The 18,791-nt window shown below is 67.7% G+C and carries 19 protein-coding genes and 1 pseudogene; 11 read left to right on the plus strand and 9 right to left on the minus strand.

Features of this window, described 5'->3' with window-relative positions; genetic code table 11:
• Positions 1–23 precede the first annotated feature (23 nt).
• Positions 24–1,022 (plus strand): cysteine synthase A, encoded by a 999-nt coding sequence (locus tag KZX42_RS08470; protein WP_248118771.1) that lies wholly within the window; start codon positions 24–26, stop codon positions 1,020–1,022.
• Positions 1,023–1,180: 158 nt separating this feature from the next.
• Here KZX42_RS08470 and KZX42_RS08475 read toward each other — a convergent pair whose 3' ends face one another.
• The 7 genes from KZX42_RS08475 to flgF form a co-directional block, all read right to left on the minus strand.
• Positions 1,181–2,965, minus strand: a complete 1,785-nt coding sequence (locus tag KZX42_RS08475; RefSeq protein WP_248118772.1) for a DUF885 family protein — start codon at positions 2,963–2,965, stop codon at positions 1,181–1,183.
• A 52-nt stretch (positions 2,966–3,017) separates the two neighbouring features.
• Entirely contained in the window at positions 3,018–3,527 is a 510-nt protein-coding gene (locus KZX42_RS08480; protein WP_248118773.1) for a hypothetical protein, read from the minus strand.
• Positions 3,528–3,539: 12 nt separating this feature from the next.
• Positions 3,540–3,968 (minus strand): hypothetical protein, encoded by a 429-nt coding sequence (locus KZX42_RS08485; protein ID WP_248118774.1) that lies wholly within the window; start codon positions 3,966–3,968, stop codon positions 3,540–3,542.
• A 156-nt stretch (positions 3,969–4,124) separates the two neighbouring features.
• Entirely contained in the window at positions 4,125–4,844 is a 720-nt protein-coding gene (flgH, locus tag KZX42_RS08490; protein WP_248118775.1) for a flagellar basal body L-ring protein FlgH, read from the minus strand.
• Positions 4,845–4,856: 12 nt separating this feature from the next.
• On the minus strand, positions 4,857–5,465 hold the full coding sequence (locus KZX42_RS08495; RefSeq protein ID WP_248118776.1) for a flagella basal body P-ring formation protein FlgA: 609 nt from the start codon (positions 5,463–5,465) through the stop codon (positions 4,857–4,859).
• Between the two features lie 3 nt (positions 5,466–5,468).
• A complete protein-coding gene (gene flgG / locus KZX42_RS08500) occupies positions 5,469–6,257 on the minus strand; it encodes a flagellar basal-body rod protein FlgG (RefSeq protein WP_248118777.1) in 789 nt (262 codons plus the stop codon).
• A 14-nt stretch (positions 6,258–6,271) separates the two neighbouring features.
• On the minus strand, positions 6,272–7,012 hold the full coding sequence (gene flgF, locus KZX42_RS08505; protein WP_248118778.1) for a flagellar basal-body rod protein FlgF: 741 nt from the start codon (positions 7,010–7,012) through the stop codon (positions 6,272–6,274).
• Between the two features lie 179 nt (positions 7,013–7,191).
• On the opposite strand from flgF, the gene KZX42_RS08510 reads away from it, so the two are divergent.
• The 6 genes from KZX42_RS08510 to KZX42_RS08535 all read left to right on the plus strand — a co-directional run bounded on the left by KZX42_RS08510 (position 7,192) and on the right by KZX42_RS08535 (position 12,237).
• Positions 7,192–7,851 (plus strand): flagellar basal body-associated FliL family protein, encoded by a 660-nt coding sequence (locus KZX42_RS08510; RefSeq protein WP_248118779.1) that lies wholly within the window; start codon positions 7,192–7,194, stop codon positions 7,849–7,851.
• A gap of 2 nt (positions 7,852–7,853) precedes the next feature.
• On the plus strand, positions 7,854–8,897 hold the full coding sequence (fliM, locus tag KZX42_RS08515) for a flagellar motor switch protein FliM (RefSeq protein WP_248118780.1): 1,044 nt from the start codon (positions 7,854–7,856) through the stop codon (positions 8,895–8,897).
• Positions 8,897–9,493 carry a DUF6468 domain-containing protein gene (locus tag KZX42_RS08520; RefSeq protein ID WP_248118781.1) on the plus strand — a complete coding sequence of 199 codons (597 nt, stop codon included), beginning with the start codon at positions 8,897–8,899 and terminating at the stop codon, positions 9,491–9,493. Before fliM ends, KZX42_RS08520 begins: the two co-directional genes overlap by 1 nt.
• A gap of 17 nt (positions 9,494–9,510) precedes the next feature.
• Positions 9,511–10,422: a hypothetical protein gene (locus KZX42_RS08525; protein WP_248118782.1), complete on the plus strand. Its 912-nt coding sequence runs from the start codon at positions 9,511–9,513 to the stop codon at positions 10,420–10,422.
• Between the two features lie 86 nt (positions 10,423–10,508).
• Positions 10,509–10,748: a DUF3297 family protein gene (locus KZX42_RS08530; RefSeq protein ID WP_087119764.1), complete on the plus strand. Its 240-nt coding sequence runs from the start codon at positions 10,509–10,511 to the stop codon at positions 10,746–10,748.
• 43 nt (positions 10,749–10,791) lie between these two features.
• A complete protein-coding gene (locus tag KZX42_RS08535) occupies positions 10,792–12,237 on the plus strand; it encodes a M20/M25/M40 family metallo-hydrolase (protein WP_248118783.1) in 1,446 nt (481 codons plus the stop codon).
• Between the two features lie 529 nt (positions 12,238–12,766).
• Here KZX42_RS08535 and KZX42_RS08540 read toward each other — a convergent pair.
• Positions 12,767–13,477 (minus strand): DUF3592 domain-containing protein, encoded by a 711-nt coding sequence (locus KZX42_RS08540; RefSeq protein WP_248118784.1) that lies wholly within the window; start codon positions 13,475–13,477, stop codon positions 12,767–12,769.
• A gap of 113 nt (positions 13,478–13,590) precedes the next feature.
• On the opposite strand from KZX42_RS08540, the gene KZX42_RS08545 reads away from it, so the two are divergent.
• On the plus strand, positions 13,591–14,328 hold the full coding sequence (locus KZX42_RS08545; RefSeq protein WP_248118785.1) for a hypothetical protein: 738 nt from the start codon (positions 13,591–13,593) through the stop codon (positions 14,326–14,328).
• Between the two features lie 72 nt (positions 14,329–14,400).
• Here KZX42_RS08545 and KZX42_RS08550 read toward each other — a convergent pair whose 3' ends face one another.
• A complete protein-coding gene (locus tag KZX42_RS08550) occupies positions 14,401–15,135 on the minus strand; it encodes a fatty acid desaturase (RefSeq protein WP_248118786.1) in 735 nt (244 codons plus the stop codon).
• Between the two features lie 80 nt (positions 15,136–15,215).
• On the opposite strand from KZX42_RS08550, the gene crtY reads away from it, so the two are divergent.
• The 3 genes and pseudogenes from crtY (at position 15,216) to KZX42_RS08565 (ending at position 18,791) form a co-directional block, all read left to right on the plus strand.
• Positions 15,216–16,382 (plus strand): lycopene beta-cyclase CrtY, encoded by a 1,167-nt coding sequence (gene crtY / locus KZX42_RS08555; RefSeq protein WP_248118787.1) that lies wholly within the window; start codon positions 15,216–15,218, stop codon positions 16,380–16,382.
• Positions 16,382–17,863 carry a phytoene desaturase gene (locus tag KZX42_RS08560; protein ID WP_248118788.1) on the plus strand — a complete coding sequence of 494 codons (1,482 nt, stop codon included), beginning with the start codon at positions 16,382–16,384 and terminating at the stop codon, positions 17,861–17,863. Before crtY ends, KZX42_RS08560 begins: the two co-directional genes overlap by 1 nt.
• Before the next feature lie 32 nt (positions 17,864–17,895).
• Positions 17,896–18,791, plus strand: a pseudogene (locus KZX42_RS08565) (phytoene/squalene synthase family protein).

Consider the following 18,791-nt stretch of genomic DNA (forward strand, 5'->3'; position numbering starts at 1 on the left):
CGACCTCGCCTGAAAGCTTCAACGTGTCCGTCACGCCTACCGTCATCGACCTGATCGGCCATACGCCGCTGGTGCGCCTGAACCGCCTGTCCGACCAGACGGGGTGCGAAATTCTGGGCAAGGCCGAGTTCTTGAACCCGGGCGGCTCGATCAAGGACCGCGCCGCCCTGTCCATCGTTCAGACCGCGCGGGCGTCGGGTGCGCTGAAACCTGGTGGAACCATTGTCGAGGGCACGGCCGGCAACACCGGCATCGGCCTGGCCATGGTCGGGGCGGCCTTGGGCCACCCGGTGGTGATCGTCATTCCCCGCACCCAGTCGGAAGAGAAGAAGTCCGCCATCCGTTCGCTGGGCGCGCGCCTGGTCGAGGTGGACGCCGCGCCCTTTTCCAGCCCCAACCATTTCGTCCACTATTCCGGTCGTCTGGCGAGCGAACTGAACGACAGCGAGGAAGCCGGGGCCGTCTGGGCCAATCAGTTCGACAACACGGCCAATCGCGACGCCCACTATCAGACGACGGGACCGGAAATCTGGGACCAGACGGAGGGGCGCGTGGACGCCTTTGTTTCAGCGGTGGGGTCTGGCGGCACGATCGCGGGCGTTTCGGCCTATCTGCGCGAGAAGAAGCCCGATGTGACCATCGCCCTGGCCGATCCGGCGGGCGCGGCCATGTTCAACTGGTTCAACAAGGGCGAGATGACCGGCGAGGGATCGTCGATCACCGAAGGCATCGGCGTCGCTCGGATCACCGGCAATCTGGCAGGGTTCCGACCCGATCACGCCTATCGGATCGAGGACGCCGAGTTCCTGCCGATCCTGTTTGATCTGGTGAAGCACGAGGGCCTGTCGCTAGGCGGGTCGGCGGGCGTGAATATCGCCGGGGCCGTGCGTCTGGCGCGCGAGATCGGGCCGGGCAAGACCATCGTCACCTGCCTGTGCGATCCCGGCTCGCGCTATGCGTCCAAACTGTTCAATCCCGCCTTCCTGCGGTCCAAGGGATTGCCGGAGCCGGATTGGGCGTGAATGCCTCGTCTCCTCCCCATCAAATGGGGAGGGTGACCGCGAAGCGGTGCAGGGGCTCTTGAACTCTCATAGGCGCTTGTGATGCGGCCAAGAGCCCAACCGTCTCTTCGCTACGCTACGAGCCACCTCCCCGCAAAGCGGGGAGGAGACAGGTTCCGCTACTTCGTCTTCTGCTCCGCGATCCACGTATCCATGCGCTGGTCCAGCAGCGCCAGCGGCAGGGGGCCTTCGACCAGCAGGGCGTCGTGGAAGGAGCGGATACTGAACTTCGGCCCCAGTTCGCGTTCGGCGCGTTCGCGGATCTCGCGCAGGCGTATCTCGCCGATCTTGTAGGCCGTGGCCTGACCCGGCCAGCCGATGTAGCGTTGCAATTCGGTCTCGATATTGTGTGGGGCCAAGGCCGAGTTGTCGCGGAAACAGGCGCGGGCCTGTTCCTCGTTCCAGCCCAGCCAGTGCAGGCCGGTGTCGGCGACCAGACGGCAGGCGCGCCACATCTCGTAGGACAGGCGGCCGAAGCGCTCATAGGGGGTGCGGTAAAAGCCCATCTCCTCGCCCAGATATTCGGAATAAAGGCCCCAGCCCTCGGTGAAGGCGGTGACATTGGCCTGACGCCGGAAATAGGGCTGGCCGCCGCCTTCCTGCTGCAGCGCGATCTGCAGATGGTGGCCCGGAACGGCTTCGTGCAGCGTCAGGGCGGGCAGTTCGTACAGCGGGCGCTGGTCCAGCTTGGACGTATTGACGATGTAGTGGCCGGGAATGCCGTTCTGCATCGAGCCGGAGTTATAGCGGCCGGTGGTGTAGTTTTCCTCGATCTGGGCCGGGACCGGCTGCACGTCATAGGGCAGGCGAGGCAGGGTGGCGAACAGGGCCGGGAGGCCGCCGTCAGCCCGCTTCGCCATTTCCGACGCTTTCTCAAGCAACTGTTCGCGGCTGGTCGCATAGAACTGCGGATCGGTACGCAGGAAGTTGAGGAAGCCGGCGAAGTCGCCGGTCCAGCCGGCCGCTCTCATCTCGACCTCCATGCGGGCGCGGATGCGGGCCACCTCGTCCAGACCGATCTGGTGGATCTGTTCCGGCGTCAGGTCGGTGGTGGTATGGCCGCGCACCAGATAGGCGTAGAGCGCCTTGCCGCCAGGGCGATTGCCGATGCCGGGTTCGACCGGCGCCTTGGGTAGATAGTCGGTCTCAAGGAAGGTCAACCAGGCTTGGCGCGCCGGGGCGATGACGGCGGCCACGGCGGCGGCTCCCTCGGTTCTCAGCCGGTCCTTTTCGGCCTGAGGCACGGTCGCGGGCAGGGTGGCGAAGGGTTTCAGCAGCGGTTCGTCGTTCGGCGCGATGGCCACGTCGTTGCGGGCCAGGGCGACGGCGCTTTGCGTCACCGAACGGGCCTGGACCATGCCGGTGTCCAGGCCGCGCCGCGCATTGTCGGTGGTCTGGGCGTAGATGTCGCCGAAGCCGCGTATGCGCTGGATATAGCGCTCGGCCTCCGCGACCGAGTTCAGCCGCGTGCCGCCGCCGACGTAAAGCGCCCACGTCCCCGGCCCGCCCTCGCTGTCGAAGGCCAGCCGGCTGGGGTCGTAATCCAGCCCTTCGATGCTGCGTTTCAGGCTGTAGAGCAGGAAGGCGTGATTGATCGCGCCCGCGTGGGAAAGACTTGCCGGGTCGATGGCGTCCAGTCGGCGCACGAACCCTTCCAAGGGCGCGCGCTGGGCCAGTTCGAAGGCGCGGCTCAGGTCCGGGACGCGGCCCATGGCCTCCACATCGCCTTCGCCGCTGGCCGAGAAGGGATCGACCGTTTTCAGATAGGTTTCATAATCTGCGATCAGGGCGTCCAGCGCCCCGTCCGCAGGGGCGGAGACGGCGGTCGGCGGCGTCTGAGCCATGACCAGGGTCGGCGACCCCGCCGCGATCAGGGCCGCCAAGGCCAACTGTGACATCTTCATTCTTGCGCCCCTCCAGTGCAGGGCGCAGTGCAAGCCGAGCCGCGTCGCGGCGTCAACCGCAGACGGCGAAGAACTGCTCGATCCCGGCCTTGGCCGGCGGATGGGCGACATACAGTTCACGCGCGTCGTCCGACCAGGCGGCGATCCAGCCCAGGCGACGGAACCGCAGGAACACCGGGTCCTTGGTCCTGGCGCGGGCGGTCAACAGTTCGCCTTCGTGGACCACGGCCGGCTCCGACGTGGCGGCATAGCGTTCGGTGTCGCCGCCGGATTCCAGATGGATCTCGCGCGCGGGCTTCTCGCTGGCCGCCGTGATCTCCAGCGCGCCCGAGCCGGCCTGGCAGAGAAGATGCAGCTTCACCTCGTCGCTATTGGCCACGCCATAGGCCAGGCTGACTTCCCGGCCGTCGCGGTTCATGAACCAGTCCAGACCCGCCGTGGCGATGGGCTCGCCCTGGGCGGCGGCCATGGCCGCCGAAGGGTCGGGGGCGGGGGTGTGGGTGGCGCAGGCGGCCAGGGCCGAAACGGCCATCAGGGAGGGGATCAGGCGGGACACACGCATGGGCGACCTCTCTTATCCGGCGCAGCGGTCGGCGAAGCGGCGCAGCTTGGCCAGATGGGGACGTTCGACGGTCAGGGTTCGGACGTCAGAACCTACGGAGATGGTCATCCGGCCGTCGGCGACGAAAGCGGTGAAGGCGGGATGTTCGACGGGAATGCCCGTCTCCAGCTTGCCGCCGCGCCCGACCTTCGCCTCGCTGGCGGCGGTGTTTCCGCCGGCCGTGATGCGGGCGAAACCCGCCGTCGCCGGTTCGCCATAGATCGAGATCGAGACCGCGCCCGACCCGGCCTGGCATTGGAACGTCGAGCGCAGTTCGGCCGTGTCGGGAATGTCGTTGGCCAGCACCAGCGGGCCTTCGCCTTCATATAGGCTCCACGTCCAGCCGCTCGCAGGCGCGGCCTGCAGCGCCAAGGCCATCAGGGCCGAAGCGATAAGGGTCATGCGTCAGCCCCCGCCGACGACGCGCACCGTCGCGTCGCGCGCAATGTCGCCATGACGGCGTGAAACCGCAAGAGATCAGACAGCCGCAATCCTCCCGACAGGCGCTCAGTCGAAAAGAACGCGGTTATCCTCAGACGGTTCAACCGGCCGGTAAGGTCAGAACGGGCTGAACCGCTCGACAAGAGCCTGGCCCACCGGCGGGGCCTGGATGCGGCTGACGTCGCCCCGGCCGCCATAGGAGATGCGGGCTTCGGCGATCTGGGTGTGATTGATGGCGTTGGCGGACGAAATGTCCTCGGGCCGCACGATGCCGGCGACGGTCAGTTCGCGGACCTCGCGGTTGGTACGCACTTCCTGCCGACCCTGTATGACCAGATTGCCGTTGGCCAGAACGTCGGTGACGACGGCGGCGATGGTCAGCGACACCTTCTCGGCGCGGTTGACGGTGCCGGTTCCGGTGGACTTGGACGCCCCGTCCATGCCGACCATGTTCGACGGATCGAATCCGCCGGGGAAGGCCCGGCCCAGGCTGCTTTCCAGGCCGAACAGGTGCGAGACGCCGCCGGAGATGTTGTTCGAACGCGAACGCTGGGTCGAGTTCTGGGTCTGGGCGCGGTCGTCAATGTCGATCTTGACCGTCAGGATGTCGCCGACGTGGCGGGCGCGCTGGTCGCCGAAGAAGGTGCGGGCGCCGGCGCGCCACAGGCTGTTGGAGCTGGCGGCGGTGTCGGGCGCCGGAAGATAGGTCTGCTGCACCGGCACCAGGGCGGCGGGATAGCCGATAGGCGCCAGTTCGGGGCCACGCACCGTCTCGGCGACGGTGGAGCAGGCGGCCAGGGGGGCGACGGCGGCGAGGGTCAGAAGAATCTTACGCATGACGAGGTTTCCCTAGCGGGCGGCGAATTGTTGAGGGGCGGCGCGTGCGGCGTCGGCGGCCGGGCCGGCGACGGCCTGGCCGGGACCGGAGGCCACGGCGTCGATGACGCGATTGGAGGTGGTGTTCATGATGGCGACGGGCTCGCCCAGGCCAGCGCTGCGCATGGCCTTGCCCATCACGGCCAGGTTCACGCCGCCGACCTGATAGGTGACGCGCACCATGTCGTTGCGGGCGATGATCTGCTGGGCGGCGGCGGGCCGATAGGCGGCGCGGGCGACGGGCTGGGCGGCGGCAGGGACCGAGGCGGCGTCCGCCACGCCCTGGACCGGCGCCTCGGCGCGGCGCACGGCGACGCGGCGCAGGCCGTCGGGATTGGCCCAATCCAGGCCGGCCTGACGGGCCTGGGCCTGAAGCAGGCCAGCCTCCAGCACGACCGAGGGGCCGACGCGCTGAGCCACCACAACGTCGGCGGCGGACCCGGCGCCCTCGAACAGGTCGCCCAGGGTGACGCGGCCGTCGTCGTCGACCGGATTGGCGCGCAGCACGACCGGGCCGGCCAAGGCCGCGCCGGCGAAGGCGCTGGCGGCGGCTGCGAGGATCAGGGTGCGGGTCAGGCGCATGGCTCAGCTCTTCACTTGCGAGGCGACCGACAGCATCTGGTCGGCGGTGCTGATGACCTTGGAGTTCATCTCATAGGCGCGCTGGGCCACGATCAGGGCGCTGATCTCCGAAACCGCATCCACGTTCGACGCCTCGGTGTAGTTCTGCAGCACCTGGCCGAAGCCTGCGTCGCCCGGCGTGCCGACGATGGCGGGGCCCGAGGCGGCGGTTTCCAGCAGCAGGTTGTCGCCGATGGCCTCCAGGCCCGCTTCGTTGAAGAAGTTGGCCAGTTCGATCTGGCCCACCGTGGTCGGAGCGGGCTGGCCGGCCTGCGTCACCTGGACCAGGCCGGTCTTGGAGATGGTCAGCTTTGTGGTGTCCTGCGGGATGGTGACGGCCGGCTCCAGCAGATAGCCGTCGTCGGTGACCATCTGACCTTCCGGGTTGACCTGCAGGTTGCCGGCGCGGGTGTAGGCCTTCTCGCCCGAAGGAAGGCTGATCTGGAAATAGCCCTTGCCGTCGATGGCCATGTCGTAGGGGTTGCCGGTGGCCTGGGGCGTGCCCTGTTCGGTGACGCGATAGACCGCGCCAGCCTTGACGCCAGCGCCGATCTGGATGCCGGTCGGAACCACGGTGCCTGCGCTGGAGGACTGGGCCCCCATACGTTCGACGTTCTGATAGAGCAGGTCCTGGAACTCGGCGCGCTGCTTCTTGAAGCCCACCGTGTTCATGTTGGCGATGTTGTTGGAGATGACCTCGACGTTCAGCTGCTGAGCAGCCATGCCCGAGGCGGCGGTGCGAAGTGCGCGCATCTTTGGGGCTCCCTTTACGCGGCCTTGCCGAGACGCTCGACGGCGCGACGGCTGAGGTCGTTGGTGTTGTCGATCATGCGCGACACGCTTTCGTAGGCGCGGCTGATCTCGACCAGATTGGTGATCTCGACCAGCGGATTGACGTTGGAGGATTCCAGCGACCCCTGATGGATCTGGGCGTCCGTCGCCTCGATCGGCTGGGTGTTGGAGCGGTTGCGATAAAGGCTGTCGCCGCCCTTTTCGAGCACGCCAAGGGTCTCGAACCGAACGACCGACAGGCGGCCGGTGACCTGGCCCTGCTGGGTGATGGTCCCGTCCTCGCCGACGCTGGGGGCGCCCAGATTGGGGTCCAGCACGATCTCGGCGCCGCCGCCCAGAACCGCCTGGCCCTGTTTGGTGGTCAGCTTGCCTTCGGGGTCCAGGGTGAAGGCCCCGTCGCGGGTGTAGGCCTGGCCGTTCGCCCCGTCGCGCACGGTGAAGAAGGCGCCTTCGCCCGAGATGGCGAAGTCCAGGCCGCGGCCCGTCTGCTGCATCGCTCCCTGGCCGAAGTCGCGGCCCACGCCGTTGTCCAGCACGAAGCTGGCCGAGGGCTTGATCGAGTCGTTGCGGGCGCGCTTGCCCACTTCGGCGCTGACCATCAACTGCTCGACCTTAAAGCCGGTGGTGTTGGCGTTGGCGACGTTGTTGGCCACGATGTCCAGTTCGCGACGCAGCGTCATCTGCCGTGACAGTCCGATATAGGCGGCGTTTTCCACGAGAGGCTTGCTCCTTCGCTGTCCGCCTCGCAACAGCCGTGCCAACAGGGTTAATCCAGGCGGAATGCGGGTTTCAGCGTTGTCGCCTCACGGACGACCCGGCAAATCCTGCCCATCGTAAACGTCGCGTTAACCAAAACTGGCCCATCTGACGGTGAGAGGGTCTCCGGGGCGCGCGCATGTTCAAGTTCGGCAAGAAGAAGGGTGATCCGGCCGCGGACGCCAATCTGCCTGCCGTGAAGGAGGGCGAGGCCGCCGTCGAAGGCGAGGACGCCGCCGCGCCCAAGAAGAAAAAACTGCCGCTGCTGTTCATCATCGCGCCTGTCGCGCTGCTGGTGCTGGGCGGAGGCGGGGCGGCGGCCTTCTTCATGCTGAAGCCCAAGCCCGCCGAGGCGCATGGCGCGGCGGCCGAGGCCGAACACGGCGCCGAGAAAGCCGACAAGAAGGAAGACAAGAAGGGCGGCGGCCACGGGGGCGGCGGCAAGGAAGGCGAGGCCGATCCGTCGCTGGGCGTCATCTCGGACGGGCCTGACGGCGTGACCTTCTACACCCTGCCGGACATGGTCATGAACATTCAGTCGGCCGACGGCCGGCCCACCTTCCTGAAGCTGAAACTGACGCTGGAGATGCAGGACGCCGGGGTGGCGAGCCACCTTCAGGAAGAGATGCCGCGCCTGCAGGACATGTTCACCGGCTTCGTGCGCGAACTGCGGCCCGAGGATCTGAGCGGGTCGGCCGGCACCTATCAGCTGCGGGCCGAAATCCTGCGTCGCGTCAATCTGATCGCCGCGCCCGGCAAGGTGGACGCCGTGCTGATCGAAGAAATGCTGGTGCAATAGGCATGAGCGACGCGGCGCAACTGGACCCGTTCGGCGGCCTGGGCGATCCCGGCGACGCCCTGTCCGAACGGGTGCTGAACCAGGACGAGATCGACAGTCTGCTGGGCTTCGACCTAGGCGACGACGACGGCGCCGAGCGCTCCGGCATCCGCGCCATCATCAACTCGGCGCTGGTGTCCTACGAACGCCTGCCGATGCTGGAGATCGTGTTCGACCGCCTGGTGCGGTTGATGACGACGTCCCTGCGCAACTTCACCTCCGACAACGTCGAGGTGTCGCTGGACAACATTTCCTCGATCCGGTTCGGCGACTATCTGAACTCCATCCCCCTGCCGGCGATCCTGGCGGTGTTCCGCGCCGAGGAGCTGGACAACTACGGCCTGCTGACGGTCGATTCCAACCTGATCTATTCGATCGTGGACGTGTTGCTGGGCGGGCGCCGGGGCACCGCCGCCCTGCGCATCGAGGGCCGCCCCTACACCACCATCGAGCGCGTCCTGGTGCAGCGGATGGTGGAGGTGGTGCTGAACGACGCCCGCCAGGCGTTCGAGCCGCTGACACCCGTCCACTTCAACCTGGACCGGCTGGAGACCAACCCCCGCTTCGCCGCCATCGCCCGGCCGGCGAACGCCGCCATCCTGATCAAGCTGCGGATCGACATGGAGGATCGCGGCGGCCGGATCGAACTGCTGCTGCCCTATGCGACGCTGGAACCGATCCGCAAGATGCTGCTGCAGCAGTTCATGGGCGAGAAGTTTGGCCGCGACAACATCTGGGAAGGCCACCTGGCCACCGAGATGTGGACCACCGAGACCGAGGTTCGCGCCGTGCTGGACGAGCAGCAGATGTCGCTGTCCAGCGTGCTGAACCTGAAGGTCGGCGACACGCTGATGCTGAACGCCACGCCGGATTCGGAAGTGTCCATCCGCGCCGGCTCCATCCCCCTGACCACAGGCCGCATGGGCCGCAAGGGTCAGCATATCGCCGTGCGCGTGGAAGGGCCGGTCAACCCCGAGACCGCCGCCCGCTTAGGAGGAGGTCTCTGATGGTCGGAATGATCATGGACGCTGTGCTGATGCTGCTGCTGGTCGCGGCGGTCGGTTACGGCGTCAAGCTGGAGCGCAAGCTGTCGGCCCTGCGCGCCGGTCAGCTGGCCTTCGCCCAGGCCGTCACGGATTTGAACGCCGCCGCCGGCCGGGCCGAGAACGCCCTGGCGACCCTGCGCGCCTCGGGCCAGGAGACCGATCTGCTGCACGACCGCATCATCAAGGCGCGAGAGGTCAAGGCGCAGTTGGAGACCCTGATCGCCCGCGCCCCCGCGTCCGCCGTCGCGCCCGTCCGCGTCGCCGACGAAGATCTGTCGCTGCGGGTCGAGCCGACGCGCCGCGCGCCGGTCCCTGCGCCTGTCGCGCCGTCCACAGAGGACGAGGCGCGCGCCGAGCGGATGGCGGCCCTGGCCGAGCGCATCCAGGGCATGACCGGCTCGGCGACCAGCCGCCGCGCCGCCGCCGCGCCGACCGGACGCGACAATGTCGCCGCCATCGTTCAGGCCCTGACGGCCGGTCGGTCCGCTAACCATTCCGCCAAACAAAGCCTCAACGCCGCGCGTCGTAATCTTGACGACGACCTGTTCGCCGCCTGAGTTCGGAACCCGATTAAATGGCCCGCATCCCCCGCCTTCTGCCCCTGATCGCCATCGCCATCGGCGGGGTGGTCGCCGTGCGCGCCGTGGGCGTGGCGCCGGGCCTGTTCGACGGGGCCAAGGCCTGGGCCGAGGAGGCGGCGCCCGCCGCCGGGGCGGCCAAGCCCGCCCTGCCGGGAACCTGCGCCGCCCTGTCGCCGGAACAGTTGGCCCAGCAGGCCGGGATATCCCCTGCCGAGCTGAAGATCATCCAATCGCTGTCGCAACGCCGCGCGGCCCTGGATGCGCGTGATCAGGACTTCGCCACCACCCTGCCGCTGATGGTCGCCGCCGAGCAGAAGCTGGACGCCAAGATCCAGGCCATGGCCGCCCTGAAGGCCGAGATGAAGCAGATGCTGGGCCAGGTGGACGAGCGCGAGAAGGCCGAGATCGACCGGCTGGTTCAGGTCTATTCGGCCATGCGGCCCAAGGAAGCCGCCCCGGTCATGGCCACGCTGGAGGATCGCGTGCGCCTGCCTGTCGCCGCCGCCATGCGCCCGCGCACCCTGGCCGCCATCATGGCCCAGATGACGGCCCCACAGGCCCGCGAACTGACCGAGAAGCTGGCCGCCCGCTTCCAGGCCCAGCAGATGGCCGCCCGCGCCGCCGCCGCCGAGGCCGCGACCCCGGCCGCCGCCGCGCCGACGCCCGCTCCGAGCCCGGCCGCCGCGACGCCTGCCGTGGCGGCGACCGCGACGCCGGCCGCCAAACCCGCCGCGACCCCGGCCGCGCGGCCGACGCCCCGCCCGGCTGCAACACGCCCCGCCCAGCGCCCGGCCACGCCGCCCGCGCGCCGTCCCGCCGCCGCGACGCCGCCGCCCGCCGCCGGGCCTCAGGCCTATCAGCCCTCGAACCCCGCCAACGCCCAGCCGCGCCAGACGGTGCAGTAAGGGGGGCGTCGCCGACCACGCTTTCGGTTGGCATCCGCGCCGGGCGCCGCTATCACCGCGCCTTTCCGAGACCCCAGGCCCGCATCATGACCGACACGCCCCCCGACCGTCTCTCGGTCGATCCGTCCAGCCCCCATCACGACGCCGAGGTTCTTCAGCGCGGCGTGGGCATCCGCTTCAAGGGCGAGGAGAAGACCAACGTCGAGGAATATTGCGTGTCCGAGGGCTGGGTGCGCCTTGCGCTGGGCAACCGCGTGGACCGCAAGGGCAAGGCCCTGACCGTCAAATTGCAGGGCCCGGTCGAACCCTATTTCCAGAACGGCTGACACTGAATAGGGTCCGGGCCTTCGCGTCCAGGAGCCTGTTCCCATGTCCCGTCGTCTGATGACCGCCAGCGCGCTAGCGCTGGGCCTCGCCGCCTTCGCGCCCCTGGCGCACGCTCAAGACGCCTCTGTGGTCCAGCAGGCCATCGTGGTGCGCGACGCGGCGATGCGCTCCAACATCGCGCTGGACTACGTCACCCAGTTGACCACCCGGTTCGGCGCCCGCCCGGCGGGATCCAAATCCGAACAGAACGCCGCCGCCTGGGCCGCCGACTATCTGCGCGCCAACGGCTTCCAGAACGTGCGGATCGAAGAGTTCCCTCTGGTGGGCTGGGAGCGGGGCGAAAGCTCGGCCGCCATCGTCGGCGACCATGCCCAGACCCTGGTCGCGGCCGCTCTGGGTCATTCGCCCGCCACGCCGCGCGGTGGCGTCGAGGCCGAGATCGTGCGCTTCGCCTCGATGGAGGACCTTCAGGCCGCGCCCGACGCCGCCGTGCGCGGCAAAATCGTCTATATCGACCTGGGCCAGATGCACGCCATGCAGGACGGTTCTGGCTATGGTCCCCAGACCCGCGTGCGCGGCGCCGGCCCCGGCGTTGCGGCGGCCAAGGGGGCGGCGGCCTTCGTCATGCGCTCGGTCGGCTCGGACGAGAACCGGATGCCCCACACCGGCACCACCCGCTACGTCGACGGAAAGCCGACCATCCCCGCCTTCGCCCTGGCCGCGCCGGACGCCGATCAGGTCAGCCGCCTGGTCGCCCTGGGCCAGCCGGTGCGGATGCGCCTGACCTCGACCGCCCGCACCTATCAGACCCACAGCCAGAACGTGATCGGCGACCTGCCCGGCGCGACCCGGCCCGACGAGATCGTCGTCCTGGGTTCGCACATGGACAGCTGGGACCTGGGCACCGGCGCCATCGACGATGCGGCAGGCGGCGCCATCACCGTAGCCGCCGCCAAGGCCATCGCCGACAGCGGCCGCCGCCCGGCGCGCACCCTGCGCGTGATCTTCTATGGTTCGGAAGAGGTGTCGCAGCCCACGCCTCAGACGGGCAACGGCGGCGCCGTCTACGCCCGCGGCCAGGGCGCGGCGCTGGACAAGCACATCATCGCCGGCGAGAGCGATTTCGGCGCCGACCGCATCTATGCCCTGCGCCTGCCCGCCGGCGCGCAAGGGTCGGACTTCCAGAAGGCGGCGACGCGCGTCCTCTATCCCATCGGCGTCCTGGCCTCGGATCGCATCGAGACCGAAGGCGGCGTGGACGTCGGCCCGATGGGACCGCTTGGCGTGCCCTTCTTCGGCCTGGCCCAGGACGGAACCCGATATTTCGACCTGCACCACACCGCCAACGACACCCTGGACAAGATCGACCCAGCCCAACTGAGCCAGAACGTAGCCGCCTGGGCCGGCTTGCTGTGGCTGATCGCCGATTCCGACGTCGACTTCCGCGCGATGAAGCCCGCCTCAGCCTCGACCGCGCCGGCGCGCTAGAGTGCTTGGAGATCGGTCCGGTTCTGTCTATACGAGCCGGACCAGCACGCGGGCGTGGCGAAATTGGTAGACGCAACGGACTTAAGCTGAAGGATTGAGTGCGCCGGGGGAAACCCCGGACGTAGAACTGCTCAAAGTCGGGGAACCCTGTCAGATGGCGATCCCGAGCCAAGCCCGATCCACTGGTCGGGAAGGTGTAGAGACTAGACGGGCAGCGCCTAAAGCTCCGGCCATGGCGAAGGGATAGTCCAGACCACGAACGCCGTCAGGCGGCGGCGAAAGCCGAAGTGGTACGAAAATCCGTCGGGCGAAAGCCCTTGCCGGTTCGACCCCGGCCGCCCGCACCAGCCCCTTTTCAAGATGCGGTTCCGACATCTCGCGAGAGGGGTCAGGACCAGACGGCGCATAGGCGGTTCATCAGCCGTTGGCTGAGTTGGATCCGGTCTGCCGGCCCCGCGTCATGGTTTGCGCCGAATAAGGGGCGCTATGGGTTGCACGCCGCCTGCGGTTCTCAGCGAGGCTCGCCGTCCTAGACCACTGGCGACAGGTCGACATGATACCGTCTTGGGTCCGTGGGATCGATCAACACGCGCAGTTCACGCCCGGCCAGTTTCTCGGAAGGGTCGACCCAGATCGGGTCGCTCTCGAACCGCCGAAGGCGTCCTGTAACCGGGTCGGTCGCCTGCGCCACGACGCGGAAGGGATGCTCGCCATTGCGCGAGCGGCGCGTATCGCGAAACGCATGAAGGAAGCTGGCCTTGATGGGCCTTCCGCTCGTCAGCAGACGGGAGACCTTCTTTCGTCGCCGAAGCTCGATGAGCAGCAGCGTGCCGCCCAGAAGGGTGAAGATCGCCCCCATGCCCAGGAAGATGGTCGAAAGTCCCCGTCGCCCCCAGAAATCGTCGACCGTGGCGTGAGATATCTGCCGCCGGTCGTAAAGGACCGGAACCGTATCGCCGACGGCGAAGCGTGGCGGATTGGTGCGGACGGTTTCGCTGAACTCGTGGCGCCGCCCGTCCTCGGTTCGGAAGGCGACGACCGCCGAATAGCTGACCCCTGACGATCGCGTCCTGTCCCGGTCGTGGTCGACATGGCGAACCAGGTCCACAACCACACCCGATGTTCGCACCGCCCGATCGCTGAAACCCCGGTCGCTGACCAGCAGGAAGCCCGCAACGGCCAAGAAGATCAGCCCGATCCCGCCAAACAGGCCGCCGACCCAGAGGAAAATGCTCTTCATGGCGACAGGGTGCCCCTTGCAGGCCCGCCATGGCAACCGCTGAAACGCCATCCACGAGGCCGAGACATCAAGTCGTCTTGCCGGTTCACCTCCCGCTCCGGTATCGGTCAGGCATGACCAAGGATGGCAGACCTTCTCGCGTTCACGATGTTCGCCTGTTTCACGGCGGCCGCAACCAGTACTTAAAGAATTGTCCCGGCGCTTGGGCTTTCGGGCGTCGACTGGCCTGGTGGTTGAACGGCCTAGACGTCAGCGTCGGCAGTCACCCGGCAGTCTATATCCACTTCACGTCCGAGATCGCGGCCGGACAGGTCGAGATCGCCCCGCCGAACAGTTTTCGCGAGGACTGGTGGTGGCGCGACGTTCATGTCGGCGTGCCGGCGGACTTCCTTCCCCATGACGGCGATCCGAGGCTTTCGACAGGGATCGTCGCGGCCCTATCGGCCCTGGCCCCGCATGAGCGGCCCCATATCGACGAGGCGGCGCGGATCGCGGCCGAGGCCGGGGACGAATGCCAGTTCCTCATCCGGTCCAAGGACACGGCGAAACACGTCATCGACGTGTCCACCACCATCGGCTTCCCAAAGCCTTCGCGAATGATTGTCTCGCTAACGGACAAGGCGACGGGCGCCTATCTGGAAGCCCCGCCCGTGGCCATGAAGGGCTATGATGACGCGGTCAGTTTGGCGGGCAAGGTCAAGGTGACCAACAAAGCGGTCGCCGTCGCATCGCGCGTCTCAACGCCCGCCCAGATCATCACGCAGCAATACGGCGCCGATTACCGATGGTCGGTTGACGACTTCTCGCCCGCTGCGACGCCCACTCGATCCGGCTTGCTGAAGTTCCGCTGACGCCAGCCAAAGGCCCGCCCGGCAAGCGGCGCGCTCGTTGGCGTCGGGGATAAGGTCGCGGGCGACCTTTGTTCATTGTCCGGGCTGCGACAGACGCCACCACGGCTTCCACGGCGTCAGGTGATGCTCATGGTGGCGGCCGAAGTGAAAGCAGGTGAGCAGAGACAGGATGGGGCCAAAGGCGCTGGTGCGGGCGTTGTGGTGATCGGGAAAGGCGTCGTCCGTGTGACGATGCGGCAGCCAGGTGCCGAAGGTGAACAGCTGCAGGGCGGACAGCAGGGCCGGCGCGGCCCAGAAGAGCAGCAGATTGGGTATGCCGGCGCCGAGGACGAAGACGGCGATGCAGACCAGGATCGTCAGGACGCCCATCTCGCGCCAGCCGAAATAGGTGCGAAAGAAGCCGTAGAACCACGGGGCGAAGGCGCGCGGGGCCTCGGCATGGAAGTCCGGGTCCTGGGCCGTGCCGGGCGCAGCATGGTGCGCGGAATGGGCGGTCTTCAACGGCATGAAGCGAAAGCCGGCGTACAGCCCCAACGCCAGGCTTCCGATCACCCCGTTCAGGCGGGGACGGCCGGGCGCCAGCGAGCCGTGCATGGCGTCGTGCGCCACGATGAACAGGCCGACGGACAGCCAGGTCTGGATCGCGACGATCACCGGCGCGATCAAAAGACTCCAAGCCGACCAGCGATGAAAATAGACGCCATAGATATGCAGGATCAGCCAGGCGGTCGCGATCAAGCCCGCCAGCGTCAGACTGATAAGGGCCTGATGCGCAACGGTCCGGGGCTCTGAGGACACGACGGCCATGGCGCGACACTTAGCGCATTTGGAGCCCGGAAACATCCTGTTCGCTTGCCGCATCGGTCGCCGCGTGCCACCTGTGGCAAATGCCGGCTGACGCCTCTGACACTTCCGCGCCGGACCTTCTGCTGGTCGGCGGCGGACTGGCCAACGGGCTGTTGGCGTTGCGGTTGTCGCAGGTTCGACCGGATCTGGATGTGCGCATCGTCGAAGCAGCCGACTCTCTGGGTGGCGTGCATACCTGGTCCTTTTTCGAAAGCGATGTGACCCAGGCCCAGCGTGCTTGGATCGCGCCGTTGGTCGTGCATCGCTGGCCGACGTACAGCGTCGGATTCCCACAGTTCGAGCGCGAACTCTCGACCCCCTATTGCAGCGTCACGGCCGAACGGTTCGCGGCGGTGTTGAGCGCGGCCCTGCCCGGAAAGATCGCCCTGGGGACGCCGGTGGTCTCGGCGTCGCCCAAAGAGGTCGTGCTGAAAGATGGGCGACGGTTGAAGGCGAGGGCCGTGATCGACGGGCGTGGGCCGACGGCGACGCCGGATCTGGCGCTGGGGTTCCAGAAGTTCGTGGGGCTGGAGGTGCGATTGGCGGCGCCCCATGGGCTGACTGCGCCCATCGTCATGGATGCTCGCGTCGATCAGGCCGGCGGCTATCGTTTCCTCTACACGCTGCCGTTCGACGCCAGGACCTTGCTGATCGAGGATACGCGCTACACCGACGGCCCCGAGCTGGATCGCGACGTGTTCCGGCAAGGGGTGCTGGATTATGCCGCCGGACGGGGCTGGGTCATCGAGGACGTGTTGCGGGAGGAGGACGGCGTCCTGCCCGTGGCCCTGGACGGCGACATCGGCGCCCATCTGACGCGGATGGGCTCGACGGCGCTGAGCGGTTTGCGCGCCGGCCTGTTTCATCCGACGACCGGCTATTCCCTTCCGGACGCGGTGCGCCTGGCGGACCGCCTGGCGAATGATTTCCAGGCCACGACCCTCGTCGCCGACATCCGTCGTCACGCCACCGACGTATGGGCCGGACGAGGTTTTTATCGGTTGCTGAATCGCATGTTGTTTCGCGCCGCGCGCCCTGACGAACGATACAGGGTGCTGGAGCGGTTCTATCGTCTGCCTCAGCCGTTGATCGAACGCTTCTACGCCGCCGGATCAACCGTCGCCGACAAGGTGCGGGTGCTCAGCGGCAAACCCCCGGTGCCCATCGGCGCCGCACTGGCCTGTCTGGTCGAAAAAGGACGTGCGTGATGCGAGCTGCAGTAATCGGGTCAGGGTTCGGGGGGCTGTCGCTGGCCATTCGGTTGCAGACGGCCGGCATCCAGACCACGGTGTTCGAGGCGCGCGACATGGCGGGCGGCCGCGCCTATGTCTTCAAGGACAAGGGCTATACGTTCGACGCTGGCCCCACCGTCATCACCGACCCCTCGGCCCTGGAGGAGTTGTTCGAGGCGGCCGGGCGCAAACTGTCGGACTATGTCGAGCTGCTGCCGGTCGCGCCCTTCTATCGGCTGTGCTGGGAGGACGGCGACGTCTTCGACTACGTCAACGATCAGGATGCGCTGGATCGCCAGATCGTCGCCCGCAATCCCGCCGACAAGGAAGGCTATCGCAAGTTCCTGGCCTATTCGCAGGATCTGCTGAAGGAAGGTTATCTGAAGCTGGGGGCCGTGCCGTTCCTCGACTTCGCCAGCATGGTCAAGGCGGCGCCGGAATTGATGCGGCTGCAGGCCTGGCGGTCGGTCTATGACAAGGTCGCCAGCTTTGTTCAGGACGAGCACCTGCGTCAGGCGTTCAGCTTCCATTCCCTGCTGGTGGGCGGCAACCCGTTTGCGACCTCATCCATCTACGCCCTGATCCATGCGCTGGAGCGGCGCTGGGGCGTATGGTTCCCGCGCGGCGGCACCGGTGCGCTGATCCAGGCGATGGTGCGCCTGTTCCAGGACCTGGGGGGCGAAATCCGTCTGAACAGTCCGGTCGAGCGCATCACAATGGCGAACGGCCGGGCGACCGGCGTGGTCGTGGGCGGCGAGACGCTGGCGTTCGACATGGTCGCCTCCAACGCCGATGTGGTGCACACCTATCAGCGTCTGCTGGGCCAGGAGCCGAGGGGCCGCAAGGAGGGGGCGCGCCTGGCGGGCAAGCGGCACTCCATGTCCCTGTTCGTCATCTATTTCGGCCTGAAGCGGGTCCATCCCGAGGTGCGCCACCACACGGTGCTGTTCGGGCCGCGCTATCGCGAACTGATCGGCGAAATCTTCAAGGGACCGGATCTGCCCGACGACTTCTCCCTGTATCTGCACGCCCCGACACGCACCGATCCGTCGCTGGCGCCGGACGGTTGCGACGCCTTCTATGTTCTGGCGCCCGTGCCGCATCTGGCCTCGGCGGATATCGACTGGGCGGTCGAGGGGCCGCGCTATCGCGATCGGATTCTGGCCTATCTGGAGCAGCATTACATACCGGGCCTGACGGCGGATATGGACACCTGCCGCATCTTCACGCCGGTGGATTTCCGCGACCAGTTGAACGCCCACCAGGGGTCGGCCTTCTCCCTGGAGCCGATCCTGACGCAGAGCGCCTATTTCCGGGTGCATAACCGCGACGATCAGATTCCCAATCTCTACTTCGTGGGGGCCGGAACCCATCCGGGCGCCGGAGTGCCGGGGGTGGTCGGCTCGGCCAAGGCCACCGCCGGCCTGATGATCCAGGACGCCAGGCAGCCCGCATGACCGACGCCGTCCTGGACCACAGCCGCCAGTCGATGGAGCAGGGCTCCAAAAGTTTCGCCGCCGCCGCGCGGCTTTTCCCGGCGGCGATCCGGGACGACGCCTGGATGCTCTATTCCTGGTGCCGGCATTGCGACGACGAGATCGACGGCCAGGTGCTGGGTCACGGCGCGGTAGGCATCGATCCCGTCCTGGCGGGCGAAAAACTGGCGGAACTACGGGTCCGCACGGCGGCGGCCTTGGCCGGAGAACCTCAGGCCGACCCGGTCTTCACCGCCTTCCAGCGCGTCGCCACGCGCCACGGCATCCCCGCCGACGAGGCCATGGACCTGTTGCAGGGGTTCGAGATGGATGTGGTGGGGCGGCGTTACGACACGCTGGAGGACACGCTGGACTATTCCTATCACGTCGCCGGCGTCGTCGGCGTGATGATGGCGCGCATCATGGGGGTGGAGGACGCGCCCACCCTGCGGCGGGCGCAGGACCTGGGGCTGGCGTTCCAACTGACGAACATCGCCCGCGACGTGGTCGAGGATGCGGGGGCGGGCGGGTCTATCTGCCCGGCGCCTGGCTGGACGAGGCGGGCGTGCCGCGCGACCAAGTGGATCAGCCCCAGCACCGCGCGGCCGTCGCCCGTACGGCCCAGCGCCTGGTCGCGGCGGCCGAGCCCTTCTACGCCTCCGCCCGGTGGGGGCTGCGTGATCTGAATCCGCGCTCGGCCTGGGCGATCGCCACGGCGCGCGGCGTCTATCGGGCGATCGGTCGCCATGTCTCGCGCGCCGGGCCCGCGGCCTGGGACGGTCGGACGTCGGTCGACAAGGCGGGCAAGCTGATGCTGCTGGGGCGCGGGGGACTGATCGCCCTGTGGTGCAAGACGCTGGACAATTGGCGAGAACCGCCGCCGCGTCCGGCCCTGTGGACCCACGTCTGA

Origin of the sequence: Brevundimonas sp. EYE_349, from assembly GCF_023147505.1 — a bacterium.
GTDB lineage: Bacteria > Pseudomonadota > Alphaproteobacteria > Caulobacterales > Caulobacteraceae > Brevundimonas.

Bases quoted from the DNA above. Each gene is read 5' to 3' on its own strand.
- KZX42_RS08560 (WP_248118788.1), top strand. From the start codon at position 16,382: ATGCGAGCTGCAGTAATCGGGTCAGGGTTCGGGGGGCTGTCGCTGGCC.
- KZX42_RS08540 (WP_248118784.1), bottom strand. From the start codon at position 13,477: ATGAAGAGCATTTTCCTCTGGGTCGGCGGCCTGTTTGGCGGGATCGGG.
- fliM (WP_248118780.1), top strand. From the start codon at position 7,854: ATGAGCGACGCGGCGCAACTGGACCCGTTCGGCGGCCTGGGCGATCCC.
- crtY (WP_248118787.1), top strand. From the start codon at position 15,216: ATGCCGGCTGACGCCTCTGACACTTCCGCGCCGGACCTTCTGCTGGTC.
- KZX42_RS08480 (WP_248118773.1), bottom strand. From the start codon at position 3,527: ATGCGTGTGTCCCGCCTGATCCCCTCCCTGATGGCCGTTTCGGCCCTG.
- flgG (WP_248118777.1), bottom strand. From the start codon at position 6,257: ATGCGCGCACTTCGCACCGCCGCCTCGGGCATGGCTGCTCAGCAGCTG.
- KZX42_RS08530 (WP_087119764.1), top strand. From the start codon at position 10,509: ATGACCGACACGCCCCCCGACCGTCTCTCGGTCGATCCGTCCAGCCCC.
- KZX42_RS08510 (WP_248118779.1), top strand. From the start codon at position 7,192: ATGTTCAAGTTCGGCAAGAAGAAGGGTGATCCGGCCGCGGACGCCAAT.
- KZX42_RS08495 (WP_248118776.1), bottom strand. From the start codon at position 5,465: ATGCGCCTGACCCGCACCCTGATCCTCGCAGCCGCCGCCAGCGCCTTC.
- KZX42_RS08520 (WP_248118781.1), top strand. From the start codon at position 8,897: ATGGTCGGAATGATCATGGACGCTGTGCTGATGCTGCTGCTGGTCGCG.
- KZX42_RS08545 (WP_248118785.1), top strand. From the start codon at position 13,591: ATGACCAAGGATGGCAGACCTTCTCGCGTTCACGATGTTCGCCTGTTT.
- KZX42_RS08475 (WP_248118772.1), bottom strand. From the start codon at position 2,965: ATGAAGATGTCACAGTTGGCCTTGGCGGCCCTGATCGCGGCGGGGTCG.
- KZX42_RS08525 (WP_248118782.1), top strand. From the start codon at position 9,511: ATGGCCCGCATCCCCCGCCTTCTGCCCCTGATCGCCATCGCCATCGGC.
- KZX42_RS08485 (WP_248118774.1), bottom strand. From the start codon at position 3,968: ATGACCCTTATCGCTTCGGCCCTGATGGCCTTGGCGCTGCAGGCCGCG.
- flgH (WP_248118775.1), bottom strand. From the start codon at position 4,844: ATGCGTAAGATTCTTCTGACCCTCGCCGCCGTCGCCCCCCTGGCCGCC.
- KZX42_RS08535 (WP_248118783.1), top strand. From the start codon at position 10,792: ATGTCCCGTCGTCTGATGACCGCCAGCGCGCTAGCGCTGGGCCTCGCC.
- KZX42_RS08550 (WP_248118786.1), bottom strand. From the start codon at position 15,135: ATGGCCGTCGTGTCCTCAGAGCCCCGGACCGTTGCGCATCAGGCCCTT.